This is a genomic window from Maribacter sp. 1_2014MBL_MicDiv, assembly GCF_001865655.1.
GTDB lineage: Bacteria > Bacteroidota > Bacteroidia > Flavobacteriales > Flavobacteriaceae > Maribacter > Maribacter dokdonensis.
Genome location: NZ_CP011318.1, coordinates 3,470,934 through 3,482,687, shown reverse-complemented (window position 1 = coordinate 3,482,687; position 11,754 = coordinate 3,470,934). Strand labels below are relative to the sequence as shown.

The window sequence follows — 11,754 nt, the reverse complement described above, 5'->3', positions numbered from 1 at the left end:
TTTCGTTTTTAAGAACAATTTCGATTTGGGATCTTTATAGTTCTTTGGTGTAATTTTTTACTTATATTTTGTCTTTAATTTAATCACGTGTTCTTTAATATATTTCTAACGCCTCAATATGAAAAATAGTATTATCATCCCGCTTTTATTCGTTGTAACGCTTAATTTTTCTTGCGCACAAAACCCTGAAAATAAAGCAAATACCCCAAAAGAGATGTTTTTCACCCCTGAGCTGTTCGTCGATGAGCTACAGATTCCATGGGGCTTTACATTCCTTCCCGACAATAGTTTATTAATCACTGAAAAAGAAGGGAAATTGATACATTTTAACAAGGGCAAAAAATCGATAATCGGTAATACTCCTGAAGTTTATAATAGAGGCCAGGGCGGACTTTTAGATATTGCATTGCACCCAAAGTACAAAGAAAATGGTTGGATCTATTTAACCTATGCCTCTGTAGAAGGAAAGGAAAAAGGAGGGCACACTGCCCTAATGAGAGCAAAATTAAAGAACAACTCTTTGACCGAACAGCAAGTATTGTATAAAGCAACACCTAACACTACCAAAGGACAACATTTTGGATCTAGAATTGCCTTTGACAAAAACGGTTTTCTATACTTTTCTATAGGTGAACGTGGCGACAGGGATACCAACCCGCAAGACATTAAAAGGGATGGAGGCAAAATATACCGTTTGCACGATGATGGACGTATACCTGCAGACAATCCCTTTCAGGATGTCAAAGGTGCCAAAACAGCTATTTATAGTTATGGACACCGAAATCCCCAAGGCTTGATCATGCACCCCGTAACAGGAGAAATTTGGGACCATGAACACGGACCGCGAGGTGGCGATGAAATCAATATTATTAAAAAAGGTGCAAATTATGGTTGGCCATTAGTTACTTATGGCATTAATTACGGCGGAACACCTATTACAGATAAAACCGAAATGAAAGGTATGGAACAGCCTATTCATTATTGGGTACCCTCTATTGCACCTAGCGGCATGACTTATGTTACCAGTGATACCTACAAAAACTGGAAAGGGAGTATATTGGTAGGATCTTTGGCCTTCCAATATCTAGAACGATTGATTTTGGACGGTAACAAAGTAATTGCTAGGGAAAAATTAATGGACGGTATGGGAAGAGTTCGTGCCGTACATGAAGGTCCGGACGGATTAATTTATGTAGCTGTTGAAGGAAAAGGAATCTATAAATTGATTCCGAATAGCTAAAGGATAAAAAAAAGCCTGAATATAAATTTAAATATTCAGGCTTTCTCTTTAGCTAGAAGTAATCATCGCCTTTATTGTTTACCAGCATCTATGGCCAGTTTAACAGACCCATGCTTTTTCAATAAGGCAGCAGCTTCGGTATAATCAATATCAAGACCTTCCATAATATAACGAGTACCACGATCAACAAGCTTATCATTGCTCAATTGCATGTTTACCATCTTGTTCCCCTTCACCCTACCTATTTTAATCATTAAGGCAGTAGATATCATATTCAATACTAATTTTTGAGATGTACCGCTTTTCATTCTAGTGCTACCGGTCAGAAATTCAGGTCCTACATTAATTTCAATGGGAATATCCGCAATTTTTGCAATAGGAGCGCCAGGATTGTTGGTAATTGCAGCCGTTAAAATTCCATTTTTCTTTGCATCTTCCAGTCCCCCAATTACATAAGGAGTACTACCAGATGCCGCTATACCGACTACAACATCGGTATCATTGATATCATGCATCATTAAATCTACCCATGCCTGCTGTGTGGCGTCTTCAGCATTTTCTACAGCTTTTCTTATAGCCGTATCTCCGCCTGCAATCAAACCAACTACGCGTTCATGTGGCATACCAAAAGTTGGGGGTATTTCAGAAGCGTCAAGAATACCTAAACGCCCACTGGTTCCGGCCCCAATATAAAATAGCCTACCTCCTTTTGCAAAACGTTCTGCCAAAGCATCTACAAGCTTAGTAACCTGCGGAATAGTTTTCTCTACCGCCAATGCCACTTTCTTATCCTCTTCGTTCATTTTGTGAAGAATGGTCTGGGTATCCATTAACTCCAAATTATTATGATTAGAAGGAGTTTCGGTGATTTTTTTATAATCCATTTAATTATATAATTTTTATATCGTGATTTTTAAAGGCTTTCAATAACAGATCACTGGGGTTCAATTCAGTAATCATAGTATTAATAGAACTAATATCACATGTTTTATATCGATGTTGAGAATTTAATTTTTCCGAAATAGACAATAATACAGTTTTTTTGGAGGCTTTTATAATCGCTTTTTTTATTTGAACAATATCCCAATCAAACTCTGTTAAGCCAAAGGTAGCATCTACATATCCCGTTCCTATAAAACTATAATCGAACCGAATTTCAGAAATATGGTGAATGGCATTTGCACCAATAGCGATCTGTGCTTCTTTTGAAATTTGACCGCCAATAGAAATCACATTAATATTGGCTTTATGAGAAAGTTCCATGGCAACGGGCAGACTTATGGTAAAACAGGTAAGATTTAAGTTTTCAGGTATTATTCGTGCCAATTCCATACACGTGGTTCCTCCGTCCAAAAAAATAACCGCACCATCTCGCAACATGGCAACTGCCTTGGTTGCAATTGTAACTTTATCCTCTAATTTATAAATATTAGTATTTCTTGCACTATTGGTCATATACCCCATAGAAATGGCACCACCATGTACTTTTCTGAGCTTATTTTCCGCATCAAGCTCTTTTACATCTCGCCTAATGGTATCAATAGATACATCTAACGCCTCGGCAATATCTGTGATAAGAATTCTATTGTGCAGATCCACCTCATTTAAAATGGTTTGTTGGCGTTCCTCTTTTAACATATTAACGGCAATTTTCTAATAAACATAGCAAATATAGCAAATTTTATCAGATGCCGTTTTATGACGTTAATATATTGTAAAGTACAATTAAGGATAAATTAACAGCAAAAAGTCGCAAAATTTATTGCAAAAAACTGCAGTTAATAAAAATAACGCATATATTTGCATGATTTAAAAATCCAAAAACCCATCAATATCAAATGAAAAACGCCGTAATAGATTCCAAAATTGACATTAGTCATAAACCCATTGGGCAATTCGAAGAAACCAGGTTTGAAAAAATTCATAATGTAATCTTTCAAGATTCAAATGAAGCTTCTATTCAAGTTGCTCATGAAATTGCAGCTTTAATAAAAAAGAGACAAGGGCAAAAAAGAAATTGCGTTTTGGGTTTAGCCACAGGATCGTCACCGATCAGGGTCTATGAAGAGTTGGTTCGCATGCATAAGGAAGAAGGTCTAAGCTTTAAAAATGTAATCACTTTTAACTTAGATGAATATTTACCCATGGAGCCAAATAATATTCAAAGTTATTTCTACTTCATGCACGAACATCTATTTAATCATGTAGATATACCTGAAAAGAATATTCACATTCCAGATGGCACGGTAAGCAATGAAGAAACTACGGCTTACTGCTTAAGCTATGAGCGTAAAATTAAAGAACATGGCGGACTGGATTTTCAACTTTTAGGTATTGGTAGAACAGGGCATATTGGTTTTAACGAACCTGGATCTCACTTTAATTCTGGCACACGGGTAATTACATTAGATCATATTACACGAGTAGATGCCGCACCTTCTTTTTTAGGCATAGACAATGTACCTAGAAAAGCCATTACCATGGGTATTTCAACGGTAAGAAAAGCTAAACGTATTGTTTTATTAGGTTGGGGTCAAAACAAGGCGAACATTATTAAGAAAACAATTGAAGGGGAAATATCTTCACACGTACCGGCAACATATTTGCAAGAGCATGACAATTGCACCTTTGTTCTTGATACGGGTGCCGGAAGCGAATTGACAAAAAACAAAACTCCATGGCTGGTAGATGCCTGTGAGTGGACAGAAGAATTGAAAGCTAAAGCTATCGTTTGGCTTTGCGAGACTACCGGAAAAACGATTTTAAGTTTAACCGATAAAGATTACAACGATAACGGTATGGCAGACTTACTGGCTCTAAATGATGCTTATAACCTGAACATTGAAATGTTCAACAAATTGCAACATACCATAACAGGTTGGCCTGGCGGAAAACCTAATGCAGATGACACTCACCGCCCAGAACGTGCCACTCCTGCAAAAAAGAGAGTGATAATATTTAGTCCGCACCCAGATGATGATGTCATATCAATGGGTGGTACTTTTGACAGGCTTGTAGAACAAGGCCATGAGGTGCATATTGTATATCAAACCTCTGGTAACATAGCGGTTTCTGATACAGACGCCAGGAAATATGCAGAAATAGCTTTACATATCAGTCCGTCAGACGAAGCTAATAAAATCATCAAATCTCTTTCGGAAAAGAATGAAACCCGTATAGACTCGCCAGAAGTTCGAAATTTAAAGGGCAAGATAAGAAGAGGAGAATCTTATGCAGCAACAAGATACATGGGGTTACAAGATGAAAATGTGCATTTTTTAGATCTGCCATTCTATGAAACGGGCACCATAAAAAAGAAAAATCTCTCTGATGAAGACATTACCATTGTCGCCAATATTATAAGCGATATAAAACCCCATCAAATATATGCAGCTGGTGATCTTGCCGATCCACACGGCACGCACAAAGTTTGTTTAGATGCAGTGTTTGCAGCTTGCGAAAAACTAAAGACCGAAGACTTTATGAAAGATTGTTGGTTATGGCTTTATAGAGGTGCTTGGCATGAGTGGGACATCAATGAAATTGAAATGGCAGTACCAATGAGTCCGGGTCAGGTTTTGAAAAAGCGTAATGCTATTTTCTGTCACCAATCCCAAAAAGATGGCGTAATGTTTCAAGGGGATGATTCAAGAGAATTCTGGATGCGCGCCGAAGAAAGAAATCGGGATACCGCTAATAAATACAAAGCAATGGGCTTATCATCATATGCAGCAATGGAAGCCTTTGTAAGACATAAATTCAACTAACAACTGAATTGAATTAAAAGGCCTATTTTTAAAATCAAAATGGGCCTTTTTTGTTTTAAGTCATCTAATCGGCTTCTACTTTATGATAAAACAGCTAACACTATTTGCTTTACTACTTATTCTTAATTCATGTGGCATTTTTAAGTCATATGAAAAATACCCTAAAAGAGAATTTAGAGGGGTTTGGGTCGCTACAGTGGTCAATATAGATTGGCCAAAGAATGGCAATGATTCCGCAGAAAAACAAAAAACCGATTTCTTAAAGATTTTAGATTTTTATGAAAGAGAGAATTATAACGCCGTAATAGTTCAAGTACGTGCAGCCGGCGATGCCTTTTACCAATCTGATTATGCGCCATATTCACGATTTTTAACAGGAGAAGAAGGTACAGCCCCCAAATGGAATACAGACGTCCTAGAATGGATGATCAACGAAACCCATGAAAGAGGCATGGAGTTCCATGCATGGTTAAATCCGTACAGGGCAACTTTCGATGAAAATTTCGAAGTATTATCAGAAATCCATGACTACTGTACCCACCCAGAGTGGTTAGTACATTATGGTAAGAAAAATTATTACAACCCAGGTTTGCCAGAAGTTCGTAACCACTTTTCAAATATTATAGCGGAGTTGGTGACTAATTATGATGTAGATGCCATCCATTTTGATGATTATTTTTATCCTTACAAGGTTTTAAATGAAGTTTTTGATGACTCGGTCGCTTTTAAAAAATACGCACAAGAGCATCAAAAATTAGATGATTGGAGACGTAGTAATATTGACTCTTTAGTAAGACAGTCTCACGAAACCATAAAATCAATTAAACCTTGGGTTCAGTTTGGTATAAGTCCGTTTGGGGTTTGGAAAAATAATAATACAGATCCAAAAGGTTCTGACACCAAAGCAGGGCAAACTACTTATGAAGATTTGTATGCCGACCCATTACTTTGGATGGAAAAAGGTTGGATAGATTATTTAGCACCCCAAGTATACTGGAGTATGGATTTACCTGTAGCATCGCACAGAAAAATTGTTGATTGGTGGGCAAAGAACAACTATAACACCAATCTATATGTAGGTAACGGACCTTATAAAATTAGAAATAACAGCGATAACGCTTGGCAAGAAAAAAAAGAATTGCCCATGCAATTAGAGTTGGCGCGTAACACGCAACAAATACAAGGCAATATCATGTTCAGTGCCAAATCATTAATGACTGACAAAGATGATGTGGTAGAATATATTCACAAAAAATACTATAAGAGACAAGCATTGAATCCTATTTCTGGCTTAGCCAAAAACCACACGGTAAAAACACCAAAATTGGTAAGTGCAAGTAAAAATGATACTGAACTATCACTAGAGTTCAATGACTTGAACAATATAAGATTTGCTTTAGTCTACTCATCTGGCATAAGGGTTAAAGACACTTATAACATAAAGAAATTAAGATCGAAAATTTATGTTGAGAACAATAACACAAGCCTAAACATACCACTTGACCAGTTGAAGAAAAAGTACAACGCCATTAGTTTCATAGATGTTTACGGTAAAGAGACCACTCCAATAATTATTAATTTAAAACAAGTGAATAAGTAGTATGGTACAAAAAGACAAAGGAGCTTGGGCATGGGTACCTGTGCTTTATTTCACACAAGGTTTGCCCTATGTATTGGTAGTTACGGTTTCCGTAATCATGTATAAAAAATTAGGGGTCAGCAATGAGGACATAGGCCTATACACCAGTATTCTCTATTTACCATGGGTACTTAAACCATTATGGAGTCCGTTCGTTGATTTAAAAAGCACCAAACGAAAGTGGTTTTTAAGCATGCAACTATTAATAGCTATTGCATTGTTAGGTGTGGGCTTAACATTGCCCATTAATATGTTCTTTGTTTCATCTTTGGCCTGTTTCTGGATGGCTGCATTTGCCTCTGCCACCAATGACATTGCTTCAGATGGATATTACATGCTTGGCTTAACAGAAAAAAAACAATCGTTCTTTGTTGGCATGAGAAGTACTTTCTACAGACTTGCCATGGTAACGGGCGAAGGTTTAATAGTTGTACTTGCCGGTTTCTTGGAAAACAAATATGGCGACAACACCAAAGCTTGGAGCATAACCATGTCAGCTGCCGCTTTTTTAATGTTGATCATGACTGTTGCCAACTTTTTTGTTACACCAAAATATGAATCTGAAAATAAAGAGGATAAAGAAAAACCAGCAGGCTTTTTAGAGGTATTTGCATCATTTTTTAAAAAACCAGGCATAGGCATTGCGTTAGCTTTTATTCTTACGTATCGTTTAGGTGAATCACAATTGGTAAAAATGGCGTCCCCATTTTTATTAGACTCACCTGATAAAGGCGGATTAGGATATTCTACGGAACAATTAGGAACTATTTTCGGTACCGTAGGAGTTATTTTTCTTTCCGTTGGCGGTATATTGGGTGGTATCTTAATTTCACGCGATGGTTTAAAAAAATGGATGTTACCCATGGTACTTTCATTGAACCTGCCTAATATTCTTTATGCCGTTTTGGCCATGACCAATACTACAAGTATTTATGCCGTTACGGCAACAGTGGTTTTTGAAAAATTTGGATATGGTTTCGGTTTTGCCGCCTTTTTAATGTACCTCATTTACATTGCCGAGGGCAAATCTAAAACATCTCACTACGCCATTGCCACCGGTTTTATGGCCTTAGGGATGATGCTACCCGGTATGATTAGCGGTTACATGCAGCAATGGCTGGGGTATGACGGCTTTTTTGTATGGGTAGTCATTGCGGCCCTACCAGCACTCTTACTTTTAAAATTTATTACCTACCCAGCAGATTTCGGCAAAAAAACCACGGTTACCAATGAATAGATTACTACCTACAAATAAAGCTTTAAAGCAACTTTCACTTTCAGAAAAAGTTGGTCAATTATTTATGCCCGCAGCTTTTATAAATGATACCGAAGAAGAAATACAGCAGCTAGAAAAATTAATTTCTGAACACCATGTTGGCGGGCTTTGTTTTTTTCATTCACGCGCAAGTGCGGCAACTAACTTTGAAGGCAAAAAGAAAATTATTGTCAATAAAAATAGTTTTGAAACTTTAAAAAACCTCATCAAAAGATATCAAAAAGCGGCTACTTACCCCCTATTGATTTCCATTGATGCGGAATGGGGTTTGGCCATGCGCATAGAAAACACCCCCCAATATCCGTACGCCATTACCTTAGGAGCCAATAAGGACAATAAAGACTTAGTATTTAAAGTAGGCCAGAACATTGCCAAAGATTGTAAAGCCGCAGGAATACATTGGAATCTTTCTCCTGTAGTAGATGTCAACGTAAACCCTAACAACCCTGTAATTGGGTATAGATCCTTTGGTGATGACAAAGAACAAGTAATCACATTGGCACAAGCATTTGTAAAAGGAACCCAGTCCGAAGGTGTACTTACAAGCATTAAGCATTTTCCCGGACATGGAGACACGGCTACAGATTCACATTTGGGGCTTCCTGTTATAGAGAAAACAAAAGCCGAGTTATTGGAGACAGAGCTCTACCCTTTTCAAAAATTAATAGATGAAGGTGTAGATTCCGTGATGGTAGGTCATTTATCCGTGCCTGCACTGACCACTAGCCCAGAATTACCGTCTAGCATTAATAAAGATATAATAACCGGTGTATTAAGACATGAAATGGGCTTTGAGGGAGTGGTCATTTCAGATGCCTTGAACATGCATGCAGTATCTAAAAACTACCCAACCAAAGGAGAATTGGAATGGTTGGCCTTTAATGCGGGTAATGACGTATTATGTTTTGCTGAGCATATAGAAGAAGGCATTCAATGGATTTTAAAAAATGCATCGGAAGCACAAATCAATAAGAGTATAGAACGTATTTGGAAACTGAAAGCAAAGGCAATATCAGAAGTTGATTCCTCTCTAGAATTAACAGACCCAAGTGCTCTGAACAAACAAATAGCGGAGCGATCCATCACCTTACATAACGGCACCACGCAAGATATTGAACATTTTAGAACAACCAATTTTTGTACATTGACACTTAAAAGGTTTACCACAGATCAAACGAACCAAGATATTGTTAAAAATGTTTTGGCAATGCGAAAAGAAGTTGAAAATGAAACCGAGATTCTTTTGCTGCTAACTCCCCCTCAAATAAAACCAACCAATAATTTTGGTTTTCTTCAAGAGGAAATAGATTTTGTAAATGATTTAATCACTACCAAAAAAGTGGTCCTATATCATTTTGGAAACCCATATGCCTTACAATCTTTTAAAACGGATAAAACAACGGCTACCGTAATTGCATATCAGAATTTCAAAGAATTTCAAGACGTTGCCACAGCACATTTTATGGGTACATTAGAGGCAAAAGGAAAATTACCTGTAAAACTAAATTAGAGTCTTATGAATCATAGTGGATGGGCTAGAGTAATTGCATTGATATTTCCATATTTTATAATAGTTGGTCTATTTTATGTTGCCGGTGCCTTCGTTGCCGGTATTCCACTTGGTGATAAAGATTTTCAAGAAACCTCTCTTCAGCAACTGATCATGACATTTTTCTCGTTTTTAGGAACGCTACTTTTAGTCTGGATTTTCATGAAATATATGGATAAGCAAAATTTTATGGACGTTGGGCTTCAGATTAAAAACAGAAAAAACGATATTATAATAGGTACTATACTTGGGTTGATCATAATGGGATTGGCCTATGTTGGTTTATGGGTTGCCGAAGAAATTATCTATACTGAATTTAACTTTGATGTATTAGAGTTAATCTATACCACATTACTGTTCATACTTGTAGCCATTTTAGAAGAAGTTCTTTTTAGAGGTTATATTTTAAAGAACCTTATGCTATCTTTTAACAAGTATATCGCACTTATAATTTCTTCTATAGTGTTCGCTATAGCTCATGGAGCAAATCCAAATATTAGTCTTTTCAGTTTAACAGGCCTTTTTTTAGCAGGAATTGCACTGGGGGTTTCATACATCTACACAAAAAATTTATGGTACCCTATAGCCTTCCATTTTAGTTGGAATCTATTTCAATCCTTGTTCGGCTTTAATGTAAGCGGGCAAGATATCTATAGTATCATAGAGTTCACTGTTCCAGAAAATAATATGATGAACGGAGGGCAATTCGGTTTTGAAGGCTCTATTTTTTCATTAATAACAGAACTAACACTGGCAGCACTGATCATTTATTATTATCAAGTAAAAAAACGGCAACCCATTAGAAATGAAAATATATAAAATTATCGGTCTCATGTCAGGCACATCATTAGATGGCCTTGATTTAGCCTACTGTCACATTTGGGAGAAAAAAGGAACTTGGCAATTTGAAATTAAAGAAACCAAGAGCATTAAGTATTCAACTGAAATGTTGAACACCTTAAAAAATGCAATTGATTTATCTGCAGAAAAACTTATAGAATTGCATAACACCTATGGCACTTGGCTAGGAGAACAGGTTTTGACCTTTGTTAACGACTATTCGTTGGCAGTAGATTATATTGCCAGTCATGGTCATACCACTCACCATAGACCAGAGATGGGGCTTACGTTTCAAGTTGGCTCAGGACAGCATTTGGCAAATGCTTGCAGCATAAAAGTCATCTGTGATTTTAGAACAAATGATTTGGCATTGGGTGGTCAAGGAGCCCCTTTAGTACCTATTGGAGATAGTATTTTCTTTAACCAATATGATTTCTGTTTAAATTTAGGTGGCATCAGTAATATATCTTTTGATGTAAAAGGAAAGCGAATAGCTTATGATATTGGTTTAGCAAATATGATTCTCAACTATATTACCAGAAAGGTGGATCTAGAATATGACGAGGACGGTAAACTAGCCCGCAAGGGTAAAGTAAACAAAACCATGTTAGAAAGGTTAAATGGTCTAGAGTACTATTTATTACCACACCCAAAATCTATTGGGTATGAGTGGTTTTTAGCCGAGGTAGTGCCCATTGTTGAAGATACCAAAGATACCTTAGAGAACTTGTTACACACCAGCATCCATCATATCTGCGATAAAGTGGCACAACAGATTCAATTGAATATTAAACACAACAACCAAGAATTATTGGTAACCGGTGGCGGAGCTTTAAATTCCTTTCTAACCGAAACATTACAAGCTAAATTGGGCGAAACCACAACTGTAGTGGTGCCCGAAAAAATAATTATAGAGTTTAAAGAAGCTTTGGTATTTGCTTTAATGGGCGTTTTAAGAGTTGAGCAACTAACAAATGTACTTTCCTCTGTAACTGGAGCAAAAAAAGATTCATCAAGTGGAGTATTGTTCATACCTAATTAAACTTTTATGCCTAATTTACTTGATAATCGAAATTTAAAATAATAGAGCTTTTGCTCTGTCATGGTACAAGTGTTAAACGAATACGGCTTTAGTGCACTCTAAGCGTATTCACTCATTAAAATAGCATATAACATGTCTGAAAAACAAAAGAAAGCTACCGCTTATTGGAAAGAAAATGTACGTTATTTATTCATTTTGCTGGCCATTTGGTTTGCTGTATCATTTGGAGCTGGCATTTTATTTAAGGAAGCATTGGACACTATTAAGATCGGCGGATTCAAATTAGGTTTCTGGTTTGCGCAACAAGGGTCTATTTACATCTTTGTCATCCTAATTTTTGTTTATGTAAGACTCATGAACAAATTGGATAAAAAATATGGATACAACGATTAATCACACCA

General features: G+C 36.7%; 10 protein-coding genes. 8 read left to right on the top strand and 2 right to left on the bottom strand.

Annotation, left to right across the window (positions count from 1 at the left end; translation table 11 throughout):
• Nucleotides 1-118 precede the first annotated feature (118 nt).
• Entirely contained in the window at nt 119-1,240 is a 1,122-nt protein-coding gene (locus tag YQ22_RS14725) for a PQQ-dependent sugar dehydrogenase (protein WP_071341788.1), read from the top strand.
• A 71-nt stretch (nt 1,241-1,311) separates the two neighbouring features.
• On the opposite strand, the gene murQ is transcribed toward YQ22_RS14725, so the two are convergent.
• Entirely contained in the window at nt 1,312-2,124 is an 813-nt protein-coding gene (murQ, locus tag YQ22_RS14720; RefSeq protein WP_071341787.1) for an N-acetylmuramic acid 6-phosphate etherase, read from the bottom strand.
• Nucleotides 2,125-2,128: 4 nt separating this feature from the next.
• Nucleotides 2,129-2,878 (bottom strand): DeoR/GlpR family DNA-binding transcription regulator, encoded by a 750-nt coding sequence (locus YQ22_RS14715; protein WP_058103306.1) that lies wholly within the window; start codon nt 2,876-2,878, stop codon nt 2,129-2,131.
• A 200-nt stretch (nt 2,879-3,078) separates the two neighbouring features.
• Here YQ22_RS14715 and nagB point away from each other — a divergent pair, with 200 nt between their 5' ends.
• From nagB to YQ22_RS14680, 7 genes are all read left to right on the top strand, one after another.
• Nucleotides 3,079-5,007 carry a glucosamine-6-phosphate deaminase gene (nagB, locus tag YQ22_RS14710; protein WP_071341786.1) on the top strand — a complete coding sequence of 643 codons (1,929 nt, stop codon included), beginning with the start codon at nt 3,079-3,081 and terminating at the stop codon, nt 5,005-5,007.
• 82 nt (nt 5,008-5,089) lie between these two features.
• On the top strand, nt 5,090-6,607 hold the full coding sequence (locus tag YQ22_RS14705) for a glycoside hydrolase family 10 protein (RefSeq protein ID WP_071341785.1): 1,518 nt from the start codon (nt 5,090-5,092) through the stop codon (nt 6,605-6,607).
• Nucleotide 6,608: 1 nt separating this feature from the next.
• Entirely contained in the window at nt 6,609-7,883 is a 1,275-nt protein-coding gene (locus YQ22_RS14700; RefSeq protein ID WP_156894583.1) for an MFS transporter, read from the top strand.
• Nucleotides 7,876-9,432, top strand: a complete 1,557-nt coding sequence (locus YQ22_RS14695) for a glycoside hydrolase family 3 protein (RefSeq protein ID WP_071341783.1) — start codon at nt 7,876-7,878, stop codon at nt 9,430-9,432. Before YQ22_RS14700 ends, YQ22_RS14695 begins: the two co-directional genes overlap by 8 nt.
• A gap of 6 nt (nt 9,433-9,438) precedes the next feature.
• Entirely contained in the window at nt 9,439-10,290 is an 852-nt protein-coding gene (locus tag YQ22_RS14690; protein WP_071341782.1) for a CPBP family intramembrane glutamic endopeptidase, read from the top strand.
• Nucleotides 10,277-11,353: an anhydro-N-acetylmuramic acid kinase gene (locus YQ22_RS14685; protein WP_071341781.1), complete on the top strand. Its 1,077-nt coding sequence runs from the start codon at nt 10,277-10,279 to the stop codon at nt 11,351-11,353. The genes YQ22_RS14690 and YQ22_RS14685 overlap by 14 nt, the downstream gene beginning before the upstream one ends.
• A 132-nt stretch (nt 11,354-11,485) precedes the next feature.
• Nucleotides 11,486-11,746 (top strand): DUF4212 domain-containing protein, encoded by a 261-nt coding sequence (locus YQ22_RS14680; RefSeq protein ID WP_071341780.1) that lies wholly within the window; start codon nt 11,486-11,488, stop codon nt 11,744-11,746.
• Nucleotides 11,747-11,754: the final 8 nt, after the last annotated feature.

What these genes read in the sequence shown, in the direction of transcription:
- YQ22_RS14725 (WP_071341788.1), top strand. Translation starts at nt 119, where the DNA reads ATGAAAAATAGTATTATCATCCCGCTTTTATTCGTTGTAACGCTTAAT.
- murQ (WP_071341787.1), bottom strand. Translation starts at nt 2,124, where the DNA reads ATGGATTATAAAAAAATCACCGAAACTCCTTCTAATCATAATAATTTG.
- YQ22_RS14715 (WP_058103306.1), bottom strand. Translation starts at nt 2,878, where the DNA reads ATGTTAAAAGAGGAACGCCAACAAACCATTTTAAATGAGGTGGATCTG.
- nagB (WP_071341786.1), top strand. Translation starts at nt 3,079, where the DNA reads ATGAAAAACGCCGTAATAGATTCCAAAATTGACATTAGTCATAAACCC.
- YQ22_RS14705 (WP_071341785.1), top strand. Translation starts at nt 5,090, where the DNA reads ATGATAAAACAGCTAACACTATTTGCTTTACTACTTATTCTTAATTCA.
- YQ22_RS14700 (WP_156894583.1), top strand. Translation starts at nt 6,609, where the DNA reads ATGGTACAAAAAGACAAAGGAGCTTGGGCATGGGTACCTGTGCTTTAT.
- YQ22_RS14695 (WP_071341783.1), top strand. Translation starts at nt 7,876, where the DNA reads ATGAATAGATTACTACCTACAAATAAAGCTTTAAAGCAACTTTCACTT.
- YQ22_RS14690 (WP_071341782.1), top strand. Translation starts at nt 9,439, where the DNA reads ATGAATCATAGTGGATGGGCTAGAGTAATTGCATTGATATTTCCATAT.
- YQ22_RS14685 (WP_071341781.1), top strand. Translation starts at nt 10,277, where the DNA reads ATGAAAATATATAAAATTATCGGTCTCATGTCAGGCACATCATTAGAT.
- YQ22_RS14680 (WP_071341780.1), top strand. Translation starts at nt 11,486, where the DNA reads ATGTCTGAAAAACAAAAGAAAGCTACCGCTTATTGGAAAGAAAATGTA.